Genomic DNA, 16,759 nt, shown 5'->3' with positions numbered 1-16,759 from the left:
TGACGATGTTCGATCCACGGGAAAAGATAGCGCTCTTCATTGATGGCGCAAATTTGTATGCCACATCGCGGGCATTAGGGTTCGACATCGATTACCGCAAGCTCCTGAGCAGCTTCAAGGAACGCGGCTACCTGCTGCGCGCCTACTACTACACCGCTCTGGTGGAGGATCAGGAGTATTCGTCCATTCGCCCGCTGATCGACTGGCTGGATTACAATGGCTACAAGGTCGTTACCAAGCCGGCCAAGGAGTTCACCGACTCCGCAGGTCGCCGCAAGATCAAGGGCAACATGGACATCGAGCTGGCAATCGATGCCCTCGAGCTGTGCGACGTGGTTGATCATTACGTGATCTTCTCCGGCGATGGTGACTTCCGCACGCTGGTCGAGGCTCTTCAGCGCAAGGGCCGCAAGGTCAGCGTCGTTTCCACCATCCAGTCCCAGCCGCCGATGATCGCTGACGATCTTCGCCGTCAAGCGGACAATTTCATCGATCTCTCCTCATTGCGCGACGAAGTTGGCCGTGCGACAAGCGAGCGGCCTTCCCGCAAGGCTGATCCTGAAGATGACGAGACGTTCGACGATCTATGAGCACTGTTCCGGCGCAGGCCACCGAGCCGCCGCGTGATTGCGCGCTTTGTCCGCGCCTGCACCAGTTCATCGCAGACTGGCGCGTCAAGGAGCCCGAGTGGCACAACGCGCCGGTCCCGGCCTTTCTTCCCAAAGGCGGCGACGACAATGTCTCGCTTCTGATTGTCGGCCTCGCACCGGGCCTGCGCGGCGCGAACAAATCCGGCCGCCCCTTCACCGGCGATTACGCCGGCGACCTCCTCTACAGCACGCTGAAACGCTTTGGTTTCGCCGAAGGAGAGTATGAGGCGCGCCCAGACGACAGCCTCACCCTCATCGATGCGGCAATCGTGAATGCCGTGCGCTGCGTGCCGCCGGAAAACAAGCCCGTGGGTTCGGAAATAAACACCTGCCGCGAACACTTTTTCGCCCCCACGATGAAGCGCTTCAAAAACATGAAGGCCATTCTGACGCTCGGCGTGATCGCGCATCAGTCAACCGTGCGCGCCCTTGGCGGCCGCGTCGCGGCACACAAGTTCGCGCATGGCGCGCGCCAGGAAGTCGCCGGCTTTTCCATATTCTCGAGCTATCACTGCTCGCGCTACAACACGAACACCGGCCGCCTGACCGAAGACATGTTCGTCAGCGTTTTCCGCGATATACGCGAATTTCTCGATAATTAGATTCTGATGGCGAAACGCTTCTGCGGCAGTATGCGGATCAACCGCTCTGCTTCAGGAGCCTTGCCTTTTCGCGGTTCCAGTCGCGCTTCTTGGCAGTCTCGCGCTTGTCGTGCAGCTTCTTGCCGCGCGCCACGGCGACCTGGAGCTTGGCCAGCCCGCGCTCGTTGAAATAGAGCTTGAGAGGCACGAGGGTCATGCCCTCCCGCTCGATTGACTGGGCGAACCTTGAGAGTTCCCGCTTGGAGATCAGCAGTTTGCGCTTGCGCCGCGGCTCATGGTTGAACCGGTTGCCGGCGGAATATTCCTGGATATACGAGTTGATCAGCCAGCATTCGCCGTCCTCTATCGAGGCATAGGCTTCCTGGATGTTCGCATGCCCTTCGCGCAGCGACTTCACTTCGGTGCCCGTCAGAACAATGCCGGCTTCCAGCGTGTCCAGCACTTCATAGGAGAAGCGCGCCTTGCGGTTTTCGGCAATCGTCTGAACGTTCGGATTCTTGTCTTTCGCCATGTGTCCCAAATGCGCCGGAAGCGCTCATGAGCGCTTCCGCCTTCCAGCGGGCAGAAGAATGCCCGTTTGTTTCACCGCATTTGTGCGACGCCGTGCGTATTTGCCCGGCTGCAAAATGCTCTACTTCAGCAGGCCTGCGTGCTGCATGGCTGCGTCGATGGCCGCCGCGGTGGAAGCCTCGATCGGCACGAGCGGCAGGCGGACCCGATTTTCGGCCTTGCCGAGACGCGACAGCGCATATTTCGCACCGCACAGGCCCGGCTCGATGAAGATCGCCTTGTGCAGCGGCATCAGCCGGTCCTGCAGTTCAAGGGCCTTTTCCTTGTCATTGGCAAGCGTTGCCGCCTGGAACTCCGCGCACAGGCGCGGCGCCACATTGGCCGTCACCGAAATGCAGCCGACGCCGCCATGTGCGTTGAAGCCCAGAGCCGACGCATCTTCGCCGGAGAGCTGGATGAAGTCCTTGCCGCAGGTGAGACGCTGCTCTGAAACGCGGTCGACCTTCGCCGTTGCGTCCTTCACACCGACAATATTGGCAAAGTCCTTCGCCAGCCGGCCCATGGTCTCGGGCGACATGTCGATCACCGAACGCGGCGGAATGTTGTAGATGATGATCGGCAGGCTCGTCGAACGCGCCACCGTCGCAAAATGCTCATAGAGACCGTTCTGCGTCGGCTTGTTATAATACGGCGTGACCACCAGTGCCGCGTCGGCCTTCACCTCTTCGGCGAACTTGGCCAGCGCAACGGCTTCGCGGGTGGAATTGGACCCTGCGCCTGCGATCACCGGAACGCGACCGGCAGCCGTCTCGACGCAGATCTGGACCACTTCGCGATGCTCTTCATGCGTCAGCGTGGGCGTTTCGCCCGTGGTGCCGACCGGAACAAGACCCGTCGTGCCTTCGGCAATCTGCCATTCAACGAGTTCGCGAAACGCTTTTTTGTCCAGGCTGCCATCTTTGGCAAACGGTGTCACAAGCGCTGTGAGAGACCCCCTGAACATAATGTCGAACTCCTGAATGAGATTGGATGCAATTATGACGGCCAGAACCGCCGACGGATGCTTCTAGCCGAAGATGTCGCGGCGCACCATAGTCTTGCCATCTCTTGCCCGCAAGAATCCGACCTGAGTGGCATGTTTGCTTCAGCAGGACGGGGTCGGGCCCGTCTCGCCGAAAAAAACAGCGTCCACGCTGGTTCATTATCGTCGGACCTCTGGTCGACCTGTTCGGGTGCTTTTTGCATGAAGACATCAGCCGCGCTTGTCCCGCTGCTTCTCCTCTCCGTTTCGACAATCGTGCAGGCCCAGTCTTTGCCCGAAATGGCGCCCATCCCCTTTGCGCGTCCCGATGCAGCAACTGCGCCCAGCGCCGTGATTGACGCGCTGACCCGTGCAACCGTGCGCCCCAATGTCGTGGACGGCGAAACCGGTCAGTCGACCGACATGCGCGCCATGATCGCGGGACTGGACGCCATCTCGACCGGAGATCCCGAAACGGCGCGCACCCTGCGCAACAGCATGACGGAAAACGGGCTCGAGCGCCGCATTTTGAGCTGGTCTCTGGTTCTTTCCGCCAGCGACACGCTGTCCAGCGCCGAAATTGCCAAGACTGCCGGCGACCTCGCCGGCTGGCCCGGCATGCTCACCCTGCGCGATCACAGCGAGCGGGCGCTTTATCGCGAGAATCAGCGCCCCAATGTGGTCGTCGCCCTGCTTGGAGACATGCCGCCCCGAACCTTTGAGGGAACGGTGGCGCTTGCCCGCGCGCATCTGGCGCTATCGCAGGAAGACAAGGCGCGTGCGCTGGTATCCACATTCTGGCGCGGGGCAAAACTCGATGCGGCGCGCGAAACAGCGTTCATGAAAGAGTTCGACACCCTGCTCTCAACCGCCGACCACCGGGTGCGGATGGAGCAGATGCTGTATAATGCGCGCATACGCTCCGCCGAACGCGTCGCAGAACGCGCCGGCGGTGTGGAACTGACCAGGGCATGGGCGGCGGTCATTCGCGGCGAGAAAAATGCGGAAGAGCTGCTCGACGCCGTGCCCGAGGCGCAGCAGAGCGCCGGATATCTTTTCGCCAAAACCCGTTATTTGCGCCGCAGCGGCCGGTTCGACGAGGCTGCAAAGGTCATGCTGACCGCGCCGCAGGATGCGCAAAGCCTGATCGACCCGGATGAATGGTGGGTGGAGCGACGCGTCCTCTCCCGCGAGCTTCTGGATATCGATGACGCGGAAACGGCCTATAAGGTCGCGGCGAACCATGCGGCCGAAAGCCCTTCGCGGGCAGCCGATGCGGAGTTCCATGCCGGCTGGTATGCACTGCGCATGCTCGACAGGCCTGAAAAGGCGGCAGAGCATTTCACGCGCATCGCCGAAGGGCCGATTTCCAACGCCAGAGCGCATTACTGGCTCGGCCGCGCGGCAGAGGCCGGCGCCCCCGGGGATGCGGACGCTCATTATAAAGAGGCGGCGCGCTTCGGCGCGACCTTCTACGGGCAGCTGGCGACGGCGCGGCTCGGGCAATCGAAGCTCGCAGCCGATGCGCCCGCCCCCCGGGACGACGACCGGCGGCACTTTTTTGCCCGCGAGATGGTGCGAGCAATCAAGAGCCTGGAACAGACAAGCCATGCATGGCGCGCCGGCAGCCTTTACCGGAAACTCGCACAACAGCTCGACAATCCGGGCGAGCTGGCGCTTCTGGCCAATATGGCGGCAAACCGAGGCGACTACACAACGGCGCTGCGCGTCGGCAAGATCGCAGCCGGGCGCGGACTGGACATCGGCGCACTTGCCCATCCGGTCGGCGCAATCCCGGACGCCGCCTCCATCCCGTCTGCCCGGCAGGCCCTCGCCTACGCCATTGCCCGGCAGGAAACGGAGTTCAACGCTGCCGCCGTCTCGCCCGCCGGAGCGCGCGGCCTCCTGCAGCTCATGCCTGCAACGGCACAGGAAATGGCGCGTAAGAGCGGCCTGCCCTATTCCCGCGCCCGCCTGACGGCAGACCCCACCTACAATGTGACGCTTGGCGCAGCCTATCTGGAAGAACAGCTCGCGCGCTTTAACGGCTCCTACATCCTCACCTTCGCCGGCTACAATGCCGGTCCGAGCCGCGCCACGGAATGGATGGGCCGCTATGGTGATCCACGCGGAAAATCGGTGGAGGAGATCGTCGACTGGATCGAACGCATTCCCTATTCGGAAACGCGCAACTATGTTCAACGGGTGATGGAGAATCTGCAGATCTACAAGATGCAGTTGACCGGCCGGTTCGACATCGAAAAGGATCTGACGGTCGGCGGCTGATCGAGACTCTGATCAATGCGCCAACCGTCTGATACAAACAGCAAACAGGCGACATTCGAGGGAAGCTGTGTCGGAAGAAGATTTTCGCGATGTCTACTACACGGCGCAGGATGGCCTGAAACTGCACGCTCGCGTTTATGGTGAAAACAATCCCGGCCTGCCCGTGGTTTGCCTTCCCGGCCTGACACGCAATGCGCGGGACTTTCACCCGCTCGCCCTTTTTCTCGCGACCGATGCCCCGAAACCGCGCAAGGTCATCGTCTTCGACTATCGCGGACGCGGCCTGTCCGACCGCGACCCGGACTGGCGTCATTATGACGTGGCCATTGAGGCCGCCGATATCACCGCCGGCCTTGCCGTTCTGGGCGTCGAACACGCGGCCTTCATCGGCACCTCGCGTGGCGGATTGATTATCATGGCGCTCAGCGCCTCACGGCCTGCCCTTTTGAAGGCAGTTGTTCTCAACGATATCGGCCCGGTGGTGGAGGGAGACGGTCTTGCCCAGATCCGCTCCTATCTGCAACGCGCGCCCAAACCGGCCACACTCAAAGAAGCGATTGAGATCCAGAAAACCATCCACGGCGATGCCTTTTCCGCCCTTTCGGATGAAGACTGGGAACGCTTTACCGGTGCGCTCTATCGGCAGGAAAACGGAAGCCTTCTGGCGGATTTCGATCCGAAACTCGTCAAGCCACTCAAAGAGATAGACCTGGATCGCCCGCTTCCAGAGCTATGGCCACTCTTTTCCGGCCTGACCGGCATTCCGCTACTTGCGGTGCGCGGTGAGAATTCGCGTCTTCTCTCCATGAAAACACTGGGCGAGATGGAAGCCTGCCATCCCGACATGCAGTCCATTGTCGTTCCCGGACAGGGACACGCACCACTGCTCGAAACCGATGATTTGCCGGAAAAAATCGCAGCCTTTGTCGATCAGGCCGAAAAAGCACCGCGACACTCTGGATAAAGCCCCCCACCGACCGCGATAGCGCCCTCCCCAACACACCGGCACAGGACCAGAGCCTAGCTGGCTGTCGTGATCTTCCCACAGGAGCATCGCTCCAGAACGTCGACGCAGGGGTCGAGATCGCCGGTCGCCAGATGCGCATAGCGCATGGTCATTGTCAGCGTCTGGTGGCCAAGCCACATCTGCACCCGGCGCAGATCAATACCGCCCTGCACAAGACGCGACGCACATGTGTGGCGCAACACATGCGGCACGACCTGCGTATCCTGTGAGAGTCCCACCTCTGCCTTGGCTTCATTCCAGATGGTGCGAAACTGGGCCTGTCGCAACATGGCGAACGGCCCTTCCCGCCCCTCTTTCCGGACACCGGCAGCATTCTGCGCACGCGCCGTCAGCGGCACGGAGCGCGCACGCGCGGATTTCGTGATCCAGAAGCTCGCGCGTCCGCCCTGCACGTCGTTCCAGGTCAGCCCGATGGCTTCGCCCAGCCTGCACCCCGTATCCACCAGAAAGACAGAAAGCCGCCAGGCATCTTCGCTGCGGCGTCGGATCGCGGCGAAAAGCATCTCCTCTTCGCTCCACGAGAGAAAGCGGATGCGTCCGGAGCGCTCTTTCTGACGTCGAAATTCGGGCAGGCTGTGAATGTCATCCATTTTATGCGCTTTCCGCAGAAGCTTGCTCAGCGCGGCCATCTTTCGATTGATGGTCGCATTGCTGTTTCCGCGAGCGCGCAATTTCCCGATCAACGCATCAAGGGCATCCTGCCCGAATGTGCTGAAGCGCTTCCCCATCAGGAGCTCATCCAGCTCCCCGATAAAGAAGGTGACATTGTATTTGTGCGAGCCAGGCTCCCAAAGTATGTCGCCATACTTTGCAAAGAGCTCCTTCAGGCTGAATTCAGAGACAAGCCGGAGCCGCTCACTGTCGAAAGTGACAGAGTAGCCCTCTCCTGAAACACCCCATGCCTCTTCCAGACGATTGACGCTCCCCATGTCAGAGAGCGTCCCGGACGCAATTCAGGGCGTTTATTTCAACCTTGTCCTGACCTCCGAAGAAACTCAACGGAGCGAGTTTGTACCAGTTCCCCATGTACACAACCTCCGATTGTCGGAGATACCATCACCACTAACTGATGGTCCAAAGAACACACGCTTATTCTTATTGATCCGTCCGCCCCGCTGAGCCCCCGCGGCATTCGTCTGTATTTTTAAGCGGCCCTGTTGAACGGAACTGGCAAACCCACCCATGGGAGAGCCTGCACGAAGATGTCGCCAACCCCTGTCACCAAAAGCACTCTCAATTGATCGAAGCGCCCGCCAACAACGATATCTCCAAGGCCGGGACCCGGCGAAGTCTCGCCAGATCCCGGTATGCACTGCTGCTTCGTTAGAAGCTTCGCGTGATGCGGAAGAAACCGCTCATCGCGCCGTCCTTGTAGCTGTCGCCATCCTTGTAGTTCACGGCGATCTTGGTATCGAGATTCTCGACCAGCTCGTAGTCGATGACACCGCCAATAGCCCAGTCGTCGGCTTTGGAGCCATGTTTGTCAGCAAAGTACTGACCGCCGAGACCGACCGAGAGTTTCTGCGTTGCAGCATATTTCAGGTAACCACCGGCCGAGTAGTCATAGCCATTGCTGTAGAGGCTCGGATCCGAGAAGTAGGTGGCCAGCAGCTCGACGCTCAGCTGATTGGTCGCCTTGAACTGGGCAAAGCCCTTGAGGCCCCATTCCTTGGCCGTTGCGTCATAGGCTGCGAATGCGTCGAACGACCCCCAGCCCTGCGAGACACCCACCTTGCCGACCACATTGGGCGTGTAGTCGTAATTGTAGTCGTTCTCTTCCAGCGCCAGCGAAACCGACACGCCGTTGCCCGGCACGAAGGTGTAACCCAGCGTGTGAACCGAAGAATCAAAGCCGCCAGCATCGAACTCACCGCCGAGCCCCTGATCAAAGATCGTACTCTTGTAGCCCAGGAAGAACCCGCCAAGCGTGATGTAGGCCTGATTCAGATATGCGCCGCGCGTTGCACCATTGACAGAGAATGGACCACTTCCGCTCGGCGCGCCGAGGCGAGAAACACCTGAATAGGCGTCAGCCCGCAGCTCGATAAAGCTGCCCAGCGTACCGAACTCGGTTTCCGAACGGGCGTCGATTGTCAGGTTGGCCCGAGCGAGCTTGCGCCAGCCGCCAGCTTTATCGCTGCGTCCGGCTCCCCAGGTTTCCCAGACCTCGTCATAGACATCCCCGCCCATGAGGGAACGCTTGGAATCATCGGCATCCGACCAGTCGATCTGATAGCGCGCATAGCCGCCGATCTTCAGGCAGGTTTCGGTGCCCGGAATATAGAAGAAGCCGGCACCATAGACGTCGCAGACCCGGACGTATTCCATCGGCTCCGGCTCGGCAACGAAAAGCGGATCGGCAGCCTTGGCGCCGGTGGCAGCAGCTGCGAGAGCCGCGGAGCCGATGAGAAGGCTCTTGAGTTTCATGTTCTGACCTCCAGTCAGAATCATGAGACCGGTGGAAGCAAAAATGCCCGAGAACAAGGGAATCCAGGCGGAATTCGACCTGCGTCGGTGGCCATCACCGCGAAGTGCGGCTTGTCTGAACTGCTGGGTGGATTGTCAAAGCTAAGGGAAAATGGCGGAGAGGATGGGATTCGAACCCACGAGACCCTTTTGGGGTCTACTCCCTTAGCAGGGGAGCGCCTTCGACCACTCGGCCACCTCTCCGGCGAGACGCTGGATAAAGAAAACCGGACCGACAATCAATACGGCATTCGAATTTCCATGCTTTATTATAGAGAAATTCCACATCGTCGTCAGCGGACAGCGCTGACGACGCCAGTTCCGCGAAGAGTCGTCAGAGAATCAAGCTTGGCTTCCGTCCGGCATTTCATTCGCGATTCCCCACGATTCGTCTCCGAAACACAGTAGAATTGGCCTACTACACCCTCCGCTTATGGGCTCATCCGGGCTCCAAGTGTTAAGAAAGGCTTACCCGGCGGCTCAGATCGTGTCATTTGTGCAACAGCCATTCCGGATAGAAGGTCGCCAGGGGGCCTTGCCGCGTAATCGCGGTTGAACCCGGCGGCCCCATGAGTAATGTCAGGCTCGGAAAGGGGACGCGAGAGCGTGAACTTTTCAATTCTTGGGGATGGGGCAGGGAACGCTGTCCTTCAGCAAAAATACCCAGACCCGCATTTAGAACTTTGACTGGAGGTCAGAACATGAAACTCAAGAGCCTTCTCATCGGCTCCGCAGCTCTCGCAGCTGCTGCCACCGGCGCAAAAGCAGCCGACCCGATCATCGTTCCCGAGCCGGAGCCGATGGAATACGTTCGCGTTTGCGACGTGTACGGCGCAGGCTTCTTCTACATCCCGGGCACCGAAACCTGCCTGAAGATCGGCGGCATGGTCCGTTACCAGATCAACTGGAACGAGAACGACGACGGCTGGCGCAAGTACGCTCGCGGCGAGCTCAACATCGACGCCCGCTCCGAGACCGAATACGGCACGCTCGGCGGCTTCATCAAGCTGCGCGCAACGTCCACGACCGGTGCGACCGCTACGTTCCCGGCTGCTTGGGACGTCAACGACGGCAACGCCTACTCCACGGGTGTTGGCTCGACCGTTGGTCTGCAGCAGGCAATCATCTCGCTCGGCGGCCTCTCCATGGGTCTCTCCGACACGCTGTACGACGCATCCATCTCGGGTGAGTTCGACAATGGCGGTGGTGATCGCGTTCACTTCATCAACTACACCTTCGCAGCAGGCAACGGCTTCACCGCCACGCTCGCTCTCGAAGAGGCTGACAGCAACTACGACTACACGCCGAACTTCGTCGGTAAGGTTGGCGTTGCTCAGGGTTGGGGCACTGCAGACTTCTACGCTGCTTACGACGCAACTGCAGAAGAGTTCGCTCTTAAGGCAATCGTCAAGGCTGACCTGACCGAGCGTCTGTTCGCACAGGCAATGGCGATCTACGAAAGCGGCATCAACTTCTACTCGACCGATCCGTTCGATCTCGGCGGCTTCGGCACGCCGAACGTTGCTCGCTTCGGTTCGGAGTGGTCCGTTGGCGGCCTCATCGGCTACAAGTTCACGCCGAAGCTGAAGGCTTCTATCGGTGCTCAGTACTACGACGCCGTTGGTCATGACTTCATCTCGAACCTCGCAGGCGGCGACGTTGATGTCATCAACGCTGGTCTGACCGTGGATTACGAGATCGTCGAGAACTTCGACGCGAAGCTCGCAGTCAACTACACCAACATTGATGCGCCGGCTGGTACTCCGATCATGGACGACCACTGGAGCGGCTTCATCCGCTTCCAGCGCAACTTCTAATCAGAAGTTACGGTGTTTTGGGAAAGGCCCGGCATTTGCCGGGCCTTTTTCATTTCTGGTACAATTGAAGGGCTGCGAAAGCGTTTTCTCTTGTGACGGGCATGCTGTAGGGTCTCTGCATTCGACAAGACCAAGAGAGCAGACACATACCGCCCCATGACAATACGCCCACCGCTTACGCCGCTTGCAGATTCCCTCCCCTCCACCGTTCCGTTTGTCGGCCCTGAAACCCAGGAGCGCGCGGCCGGACGGCCTTTTCGTGCACGTCTCGGCGCCAATGAGAATGGTTTTGGTCCGTCCCCGAAGGCGATCGAAGCCATGGAGAACGCAGCGCATCACGTGTGGAAGTATGGCGACCCCGAAAGCAGCGATCTGCGGGCGGCGCTGGCGCAGGAACACGGCGTAAAGCCGGAGAACATCGTCGTCGGAGAAGGCATTGACGGGCTTCTTGGCCTGATTGCCCGTCTCTATATTGAGCCGGGAACGCCTGTCGTCACCTCGCTCGGCGGCTATCCGACATTCAACTATCACGTGGTCGGCTTTGGCGGCCGCCTGGTGCCGGTTTCCTATTCGGGAGATCACGAGAATCTGGAAGGTCTGCGGGACGCGGCCTTTGCCGAAAAGGCCCCGCTGGTCTATTTCGCCAATCCCGACAATCCGATGGGCACTTGGTGGGAGGCCGACGAGGTTCAGCGCTTCATCGAATCGCTGCCCGAAACCAGCATGCTCATTCTGGACGAAGCCTATGGCGAGACCGCACCGGCGAGCGCCCTGCCCCGCTTTGAGCCCGACCGGCCCAATGTGCTGCGCATGCGGACCTTCTCAAAGGCCTATGCGCTGGCCGGCATGCGCTGCGGTTACGCCATTGGCGAAGCGCAGACCATCCGCGCCTTCGACAAGATCCGCAATCATTTCGGCATGCCGGGCATCACGCAGGCCGCCAGTCTGGCCGCACTTCAGGACAAGGCCTATTTTCAGGAAACGCTGGAGAAGATCAGCGCGAGCCGCGACCGGATTGCAGCGATTGCGGCAGCCAACGGGCTGGCGAGCGTTCCCTCCGCCACCAATTTCGTGGCCGTCGACTGCGGCGGCAAGGCCATTGCCGAGGCGGTCATGCAGGGCCTGCTCGACCGCGATGTGTTCGTGCGCAAGCCGGCAACGCCGGGCCTTGATCGCTGCATTCGCGTCAGTGTCGGACCGGAGAACGAAATGGATGTCTTTGAACAGGCCTTTGCCGAGGCCCTGGCAGCGGCGCACAATCAGCGCTGATGCTCTGAAACTGAATCAGCCGGGAAGCATAATCGACTGATTTAAAAAGTCTTTTGAAATTGAGAGGGGCGATCAGATCGCCCCTCTTTTCATTCACGCTCAGGCTGCAAGTGCGGCCCGGGTCTTGCCGATCATGAGGGCGGCCTGCGCGGCTTCACGACCCTTTTCAATGAAATGCTCGCGATAGATCGCGGTGTGATGCTCGGTCGGCTGATAGTGGTGCGGTGTCAGCGACACGGACAGAACCGGCACACCGGTGTCCATGCCGGCGCGCATCAAGCCGTCCACGACGGCCTGCGCGACGAAATCATGCCGGTAGATGCCGCCATCCACCACGAAGGCGGCAGCAGCCACCGCCGCATAACGGCCGGAGGACGCAAGGTCGCGCGCCACGAGCGGCATTTCGAATGCGCCCGGCACATCAAACACATCCACCTGTTCGGCGGGAATCAGTTCGCAAAAGCCTTCCAGCGCCCTGTCGACAATGTCGGCGTGCCAATTGGCCTTGATGAATGCATAGCGGGTGTGTGTCATCGTGATCTCCTTTGCAACAGACACGTCACCCAAGGCGATCACGTGCGACGCAGCGCAGCCGGAAAACGGCAAGCGAAACATCGCGCGTTCTCTTCCATCCGGACTCTAACCGTCGGCCCAGGAGTCTCACCTGGTCTGCTGACCCTTCCCGAGTGTCATGGGAAAGCGCTCGCGGGCTTGCGGCCAGTGCCGCTTACCGCCGGTGGGGAATTTCACCCCGCCCTGAGAACGAGGCGAAGATAAGCATCCCTCCAAAGAACGGCAAGTCGAAAACGAGGTCCGGTGGAATTGCATCCGGTGCTCAGATCCGGCGCAGGTGATTGTCCCAGGCTGGCGCGCTGGCCTGCGGCTCGCGAACGCTTTCGAGCGCCACGTCAGGGCCTGTCCGCACGATTGCGCCTCGGCCGCTGGTGCCAAGCAGACGGTGCCCCGAGAGTGGCGCGAGACCGCAGCCATCCTTGAGCTGGCGTTCGCCCAGGCATCGGCCGGTCTCGGCATCCCAGAACACCGAAAGCCCGCCGCGCGGCGACGATGTGGCGACGATCTCGCCGGATGCATCGATGGCGACCGAACCGACATAATTGTCGAGTTTCTTCAGCGTTGCTTCGGGACCGGGAAAGAGCTCAATCGCGTGCCCCCGGCGATGCCGCCCGACAAGCGGCGGGCGCGCATCGTCCTCGCCCTGATACTGTGCGCCGAACCAGACCGCGCCGAACCGGTCGAGCGTCATATGGCGGATCGAGAGTTTGTGGAGTTCCGGCGCAAGCTCCGCCTGCTCGAGAAGATCGCCCGTCTCCATATCTACATATGAAAGGCTCGGCTTCATCGTGGCAAGGTTCAGCTTCACCCGCTCGTAGTCGGGATGGGTGAGAATGCCGCCATTCGCAACGCACAGCGTCTTGCCGTCTGCCAGCAGAATCACCTCATGCGGACCGATGCCGCCAGTCTCGAACTCGCCGATGCGGCGAAATCCGGCGCTCGCATCGTAAAGCCCGGTGACGCCCCGCTCGCCGTCATAATCGTTTTCCGTGGCGAGAAGCAGCCGGCCATCCGGAGTGAAGACGCCGTGACCGTAGAAATGGCGGTCCGGCGGCGGGGCGAATGCGATGGGCTCGCCCGTTCCATCGACAGAGAAGGCCACCGCGAAACGCCCCGGCGACCGCGCAAACGCAACGGCGCGGCGGCGCGGCGCATCGATGGCGAAGGAATGCCCGCGCGCCTCCAGCGGCAGCACCAGCCGGTCACGGCCGGAAGCGTCGATCACCGCCGCCTCGAACGCACCGCCATTGAGGCGCGCGCCAAGGAACAGCGCTTCGTCCGCAGCATGGGCAAGCGCCGGCCTGAAGGCCGCGGCAGCGCCGGCGAGCGCGAGAAATGTCCGGCGATCAATCTCCATCGAGCGCATTGAACCCCATCACCAGCCCCAGAGCCCCTGCGAGTTCGCCATTGAGCGTGTGCTTCGCGCCCTCCATGGCGATGGTCGCATAGCTGATGCGCCCGCGATCCTCTTCCTCGCCGAATGCCGCTTCCGGCGCACCCGCCACCGCCTCGAGCGCGTCGCGCGCATGCGCGAGATCGAAATTCATGCTCTCGCCATAGCCATTCACCAGATCCGAGGGGCCGTCGACAAAGCCCGCCGCCGTGATCAGTTGCTGCACGCCCTCGATCTGGGCAGCGGTGAAGGCGAAGGTCTCGCCGCTGCGCCAGAAGGGTGCGCGCTTGCCCCGCGCCTTCTCCACGCTCTTGCCGAGCGCGGGCAGAAGCTCCGCATTGCGCGCAAATTCGATTGCCGTGCCGGCTGCCTTCACCACTTCGCCCGCCACTTCGGCGCTTGAGCGATAGGGGTCGCGATCCGCCGCAGGCGCGGTGAACGAGGCCCGAAAGGCCGTGCCCTCAGCCCAGCCGCTCTCCAGCGCCCCTGCGATATCGGCCACATTGTCCGCCACCGCCTGCGCATAGGCGCAGCGCCTCGCATCGTCTGCCAGCTTGTCGCCGCCCGTGCCGAAGAGCACATAGTCGAGCGCCGGCAGGCCCTGCAGCGCGACGCTCTGCGCGGCCAGATCCTGCGGCAGTGGTTCGTCGGAAGCGAGCAGCCCCTGCACCTGGCGCAGCGTCACACCGCGCGGATCGGGCCAGAAGAAGACACGCTCGAAACGGTTTTCCGCCACCAGAGGCCCAAACCGCAGAACAGAAACATGCCCCCAGGCAGAGACCGCCTCGGAAAAACGCTGATGCACGGCGACAAGCCCGCTGTCCGACGACGCGCCGCAAACATCACCAAGTGCGTTCGAGAGCGCCCCGCTCGCCTCGCGAAAGCGCGCCAGCGTGGGCGTGACATATCCTTCCAGCACCCGGCTTCCCACATTGGGGGCGATGGTGCTGGTGGTTTCCTGCGCCAGCGCTGGCGCAGATGAAAGACAAAGGATCAGAACGCATCGCGAGAGGCGCGCTTGCATCGGGCAGACTCCATAACCGTGGCTGGCAATTGCTGGCTATCGCGCAGGGGGGAGAGGCGCGAGGGCTGGCCGGAAGCCGGGAGCAGGCTCCCGTCCATCCGGCTTATCGCCCGGAACCGCTCACGACAAGGGAAAGTCCGGCTTCACGACAAAAGTTGATCGCGCAACACAGGAAGCCGGAGCCCGTCATAACCGCTCACGGGGCTTGCGTGCCAGAGCCCGTTCAGAACCGCCTCCTCCGCCGCCTCGACGGCTGCATGAAGGAATGGATCGATGCGCGCTTCGGCAAGCCGCTCGATGGCATCCGCCTCGCTGTCGATATCGAGGCGGTTGGCGGTGGAGAAGGCGATGGCCACATCGCCGCTCTGGTCACCCCAATAGCTGCCGAGACGTCCAAGCGCTGCACCCGCCCGCCGCGCCACGCGGGTGAGCTGGCGCGAATCGAGAGGCGCATCCGTGGCATAGACGATGATGACGGAGCCCTTGTCCTGCGGGTCGGCGCGCCCGGCCTCCGGCGTCTCGATGCGTTCCCCCAGAAGCCGCAGATCGCCCGGCCTGCCGAAATTGGAGAGAACAAGCGCCGCCAGCGTATGGGTACGGCCGGATGGCAGCGCGACACGGCGCGATGCGCTGCCGATGGCGCCGGCAAAGCCAAAGGTGCGCATGCCGGTTCCTGCGCCCACCGTGCCCTGCGCAACCTCGGCGCCGGCGGCGGAAATCGCCTCTTCCGCCATGGCTTCGGTCACCGCCAGCGCCTGAATGTCGCTGACGCGCCCGTCATTGCATTCCAGCACCAGCGGATTGACGGTTGGGCGTCCGCGCCCGATTTCAGGGTTTTGTGCAATCGCCCGGCGGATCAGCGCCGTGGTGCAGGCCGCCACGCCAAATGTGTTGGTCAGAAGGATCGGCGTTTCGATGCGGCCGAGCTCTGCAAGCTGCATCAGGCCGGCGCTCTTGCCAAATCCATTGAGCACCGCCACGCCGGCCGGAACCGGATTGCGAAAGAGATCGCCATCATGCGGCAGGATCGCGGTGACGCCCGTGCGCGCGGTCTGAGCGCGGTGGGTCAGATGCCCGACGGTGACGCCCGGCACATCCGCAATGCTGTTGGCCGGTCCCGCCGGAAGATCCCACCACGCGCCCGCCCTGTCGAAAAGCCGTTCCGTCATACCAGAGCCGATGCCATGAGAGAGAAGCTGGAGATGATGCCGATCGCCTCGGCATGGCTCTTTGCGACAAAGCGCACATCCAGCGCGCCGGTGCGCTCCGTGAAAGGCAGGAGTGCGGCGGCATCCGCGAAAATCTGCTTGGAAAAGCCGATATCCACCGTAAGCGGCGGCGTGCATGGCGCTTTCACCTCGGTGCTCGCAGCCGCCTCAACCGCCTCGCAGACATCCTGTTCGATCCTTTCGCGCGCTTCGTCCGGCGACATGCTTTCCGAGGCAAAGGCGTTGATGCAGCGTTTGACGGTAATGGAGCGGGCTGCCGGAAACTGCTCGGCGATTTCGGCTTCCAGCCGGTCATCGCCGCTCACCGCAAGAAGCGGCACGCCGATCTCCGCTGCATGGCCGGCAAAGAGCGTCGGCTCTCCGGCGCGCACGCCATTCACCTCGATGCGGCGGAACGCCAGACCGCTGACCGTGTGGGCAAGCACGCCGAAATTGTCGGCGGCCGCGTGGTAACCGATCAGCACCACACCATCGTGATCGGCATGAATGCCTTCGATCATCGACAGCGGGCGCGCGCGACCGGAAACAAGACGCGCGCGCGGGTCGAGCTGTTCAGCGATCATGTTGCGCATCGGCCCGTGCGAATCCGCCACCGTCACCGCGTCCGCTCCGCCCGCAAAAGCGCCACGGATCGCGGCATTCGCCTCTTCGGTCATGAGCCTGCGCGCCACCTCGTATTCCGGGTTGCCGCGCTGGCCCTGAAGGCTCTCGCAGACCCCGGCCACGCCCTCGATATCGACAGAGATAAAAATATGCATGCCGCTCCCCTGATAATGAATCGCCGGCATTCGACTTGAAACGCATGACGAATTCCAGTCCCAGCATGCGATAGAAACGATGCCAGCCGCTTGCACCGCAGCCTGCATCATGCAAAATGAAGCCAGCGTTCGGG

The 16,759-nt window shown here is 61.7% G+C and carries 15 protein-coding genes, 1 tRNA gene and 1 riboswitch; of the genes, 6 read left to right on the top strand and 10 right to left on the bottom strand.

What is annotated here, in order from left to right; translation table 11 throughout:
* The first annotated feature begins 5 nt into the window (after positions 1-5).
* Positions 6-590: a LabA-like NYN domain-containing protein gene (locus JYP46_RS04180; RefSeq protein ID WP_113154661.1), complete on the top strand. Its 585-nt coding sequence runs from the start codon at positions 6-8 to the stop codon at positions 588-590.
* The gene (locus tag JYP46_RS04175; RefSeq protein WP_206546607.1) at positions 587-1,252 is read left to right on the top strand and encodes a uracil-DNA glycosylase; all 666 of its coding nucleotides are present in this window, start codon (positions 587-589) and stop codon (positions 1,250-1,252) included. The genes JYP46_RS04180 and JYP46_RS04175 overlap by 4 nt, the downstream gene beginning before the upstream one ends.
* 37 nt (positions 1,253-1,289) lie before the next feature.
* Here JYP46_RS04175 and smpB read toward each other — a convergent pair whose 3' ends face one another.
* Both smpB and dapA read right to left on the bottom strand, forming a co-directional pair.
* Positions 1,290-1,763: an SsrA-binding protein SmpB gene (gene smpB / locus JYP46_RS04170; protein WP_113154659.1), complete on the bottom strand. Its 474-nt coding sequence runs from the start codon at positions 1,761-1,763 to the stop codon at positions 1,290-1,292.
* A 120-nt stretch (positions 1,764-1,883) separates the two neighbouring features.
* Positions 1,884-2,765: a 4-hydroxy-tetrahydrodipicolinate synthase gene (dapA, locus tag JYP46_RS04165; RefSeq protein WP_206546606.1), complete on the bottom strand. Its 882-nt coding sequence runs from the start codon at positions 2,763-2,765 to the stop codon at positions 1,884-1,886.
* A 240-nt stretch (positions 2,766-3,005) separates the two neighbouring features.
* On the opposite strand from dapA, the gene JYP46_RS04160 reads away from it, so the two are divergent.
* Together JYP46_RS04160 and JYP46_RS04155 are read left to right on the top strand one after the other, a co-directional pair.
* A complete protein-coding gene (locus tag JYP46_RS04160) occupies positions 3,006-5,069 on the top strand; it encodes a lytic transglycosylase domain-containing protein (protein WP_206547352.1) in 2,064 nt (687 codons plus the stop codon).
* A 67-nt stretch (positions 5,070-5,136) separates the two neighbouring features.
* Positions 5,137-6,033: an alpha/beta fold hydrolase gene (locus JYP46_RS04155; RefSeq protein ID WP_206547351.1), complete on the top strand. Its 897-nt coding sequence runs from the start codon at positions 5,137-5,139 to the stop codon at positions 6,031-6,033.
* A 56-nt stretch (positions 6,034-6,089) separates the two neighbouring features.
* Here JYP46_RS04155 and JYP46_RS04150 read toward each other — a convergent pair whose 3' ends face one another.
* The 3 genes from JYP46_RS04150 to JYP46_RS04140 all read right to left on the bottom strand — a co-directional run bounded on the left by JYP46_RS04150 (position 6,090) and on the right by JYP46_RS04140 (position 8,766).
* Positions 6,090-7,025 (bottom strand): tyrosine-type recombinase/integrase, encoded by a 936-nt coding sequence (locus tag JYP46_RS04150; protein WP_206547350.1) that lies wholly within the window; start codon positions 7,023-7,025, stop codon positions 6,090-6,092.
* Between the two features lie 394 nt (positions 7,026-7,419).
* Positions 7,420-8,523, bottom strand: coding sequence for a porin (locus JYP46_RS04145; RefSeq protein ID WP_206547349.1), 1,104 nt, complete (start codon positions 8,521-8,523; stop codon positions 7,420-7,422).
* 152 nt (positions 8,524-8,675) lie between these two features.
* Positions 8,676-8,766 (bottom strand) — tRNA-Ser (locus tag JYP46_RS04140).
* Between the two features lie 497 nt (positions 8,767-9,263).
* Between JYP46_RS04140 and JYP46_RS04135 the strand changes: the two genes are divergently transcribed.
* On the top strand, positions 9,264-10,379 hold the full coding sequence (locus tag JYP46_RS04135; protein WP_206547348.1) for a porin: 1,116 nt from the start codon (positions 9,264-9,266) through the stop codon (positions 10,377-10,379).
* Positions 10,380-10,535: 156 nt separating this feature from the next.
* On the top strand, positions 10,536-11,648 hold the full coding sequence (locus tag JYP46_RS04130; protein ID WP_206547347.1) for a pyridoxal phosphate-dependent aminotransferase: 1,113 nt from the start codon (positions 10,536-10,538) through the stop codon (positions 11,646-11,648).
* Positions 11,649-11,747: 99 nt separating this feature from the next.
* Here the strand turns inward: JYP46_RS04130 and JYP46_RS04125 are convergent, their stop codons facing one another.
* The 5 genes from JYP46_RS04125 to JYP46_RS04105 all read right to left on the bottom strand — a co-directional run bounded on the left by JYP46_RS04125 (position 11,748) and on the right by JYP46_RS04105 (position 16,625).
* Positions 11,748-12,182 carry a 6,7-dimethyl-8-ribityllumazine synthase gene (locus JYP46_RS04125; protein WP_113156234.1) on the bottom strand — a complete coding sequence of 145 codons (435 nt, stop codon included), beginning with the start codon at positions 12,180-12,182 and terminating at the stop codon, positions 11,748-11,750.
* Between the two features lie 82 nt (positions 12,183-12,264).
* A riboswitch (FMN riboswitch) is annotated at positions 12,265-12,416 on the bottom strand.
* A gap of 67 nt (positions 12,417-12,483) precedes the next feature.
* Positions 12,484-13,587 carry a DUF1513 domain-containing protein gene (locus JYP46_RS04120; protein WP_206547346.1) on the bottom strand — a complete coding sequence of 368 codons (1,104 nt, stop codon included), beginning with the start codon at positions 13,585-13,587 and terminating at the stop codon, positions 12,484-12,486.
* Entirely contained in the window at positions 13,568-14,638 is a 1,071-nt protein-coding gene (locus tag JYP46_RS04115) for an imelysin family protein (protein WP_206547345.1), read from the bottom strand. Before JYP46_RS04115 ends, JYP46_RS04120 begins: the two co-directional genes overlap by 20 nt.
* A 143-nt stretch (positions 14,639-14,781) precedes the next feature.
* Positions 14,782-15,807 carry a P1 family peptidase gene (locus tag JYP46_RS04110; RefSeq protein WP_206545950.1) on the bottom strand — a complete coding sequence of 342 codons (1,026 nt, stop codon included), beginning with the start codon at positions 15,805-15,807 and terminating at the stop codon, positions 14,782-14,784.
* Positions 15,804-16,625 carry a M55 family metallopeptidase gene (locus JYP46_RS04105; RefSeq protein ID WP_222473862.1) on the bottom strand — a complete coding sequence of 274 codons (822 nt, stop codon included), beginning with the start codon at positions 16,623-16,625 and terminating at the stop codon, positions 15,804-15,806. Before JYP46_RS04105 ends, JYP46_RS04110 begins: the two co-directional genes overlap by 4 nt.
* Positions 16,626-16,759 lie beyond the last annotated feature (134 nt).

The organism is Nitratireductor aquimarinus, from assembly GCF_017255295.1.
GTDB lineage: Bacteria > Pseudomonadota > Alphaproteobacteria > Rhizobiales > Rhizobiaceae > Nitratireductor > Nitratireductor aquimarinus.
The sequence above is the reverse complement of the archived record's forward strand: the minus strand, read 5'-3'. Positions and strand labels throughout refer to the sequence as shown.

Bases quoted from the DNA above. Each gene is read 5' to 3' on its own strand.
- JYP46_RS04180 (WP_113154661.1), top strand. From the start codon at position 6: ATGTTCGATCCACGGGAAAAGATAGCGCTCTTCATTGATGGCGCAAAT.
- JYP46_RS04175 (WP_206546607.1), top strand. From the start codon at position 587: ATGAGCACTGTTCCGGCGCAGGCCACCGAGCCGCCGCGTGATTGCGCG.
- smpB (WP_113154659.1), bottom strand. From the start codon at position 1,763: ATGGCGAAAGACAAGAATCCGAACGTTCAGACGATTGCCGAAAACCGC.
- dapA (WP_206546606.1), bottom strand. From the start codon at position 2,765: ATGTTCAGGGGGTCTCTCACAGCGCTTGTGACACCGTTTGCCAAAGAT.
- JYP46_RS04160 (WP_206547352.1), top strand. From the start codon at position 3,006: ATGAAGACATCAGCCGCGCTTGTCCCGCTGCTTCTCCTCTCCGTTTCG.
- JYP46_RS04150 (WP_206547350.1), bottom strand. From the start codon at position 7,025: ATGGGGAGCGTCAATCGTCTGGAAGAGGCATGGGGTGTTTCAGGAGAG.
- JYP46_RS04145 (WP_206547349.1), bottom strand. From the start codon at position 8,523: ATGAAACTCAAGAGCCTTCTCATCGGCTCCGCGGCTCTCGCAGCTGCT.
- JYP46_RS04135 (WP_206547348.1), top strand. From the start codon at position 9,264: ATGAAACTCAAGAGCCTTCTCATCGGCTCCGCAGCTCTCGCAGCTGCT.
- JYP46_RS04130 (WP_206547347.1), top strand. From the start codon at position 10,536: ATGACAATACGCCCACCGCTTACGCCGCTTGCAGATTCCCTCCCCTCC.
- JYP46_RS04125 (WP_113156234.1), bottom strand. From the start codon at position 12,182: ATGACACACACCCGCTATGCATTCATCAAGGCCAATTGGCACGCCGAC.
- JYP46_RS04120 (WP_206547346.1), bottom strand. From the start codon at position 13,587: ATGCGCTCGATGGAGATTGATCGCCGGACATTTCTCGCGCTCGCCGGC.
- JYP46_RS04115 (WP_206547345.1), bottom strand. From the start codon at position 14,638: ATGCAAGCGCGCCTCTCGCGATGCGTTCTGATCCTTTGTCTTTCATCT.
- JYP46_RS04110 (WP_206545950.1), bottom strand. From the start codon at position 15,807: ATGACGGAACGGCTTTTCGACAGGGCGGGCGCGTGGTGGGATCTTCCG.
- JYP46_RS04105 (WP_222473862.1), bottom strand. From the start codon at position 16,625: ATGCATATTTTTATCTCTGTCGATATCGAGGGCGTGGCCGGGGTCTGC.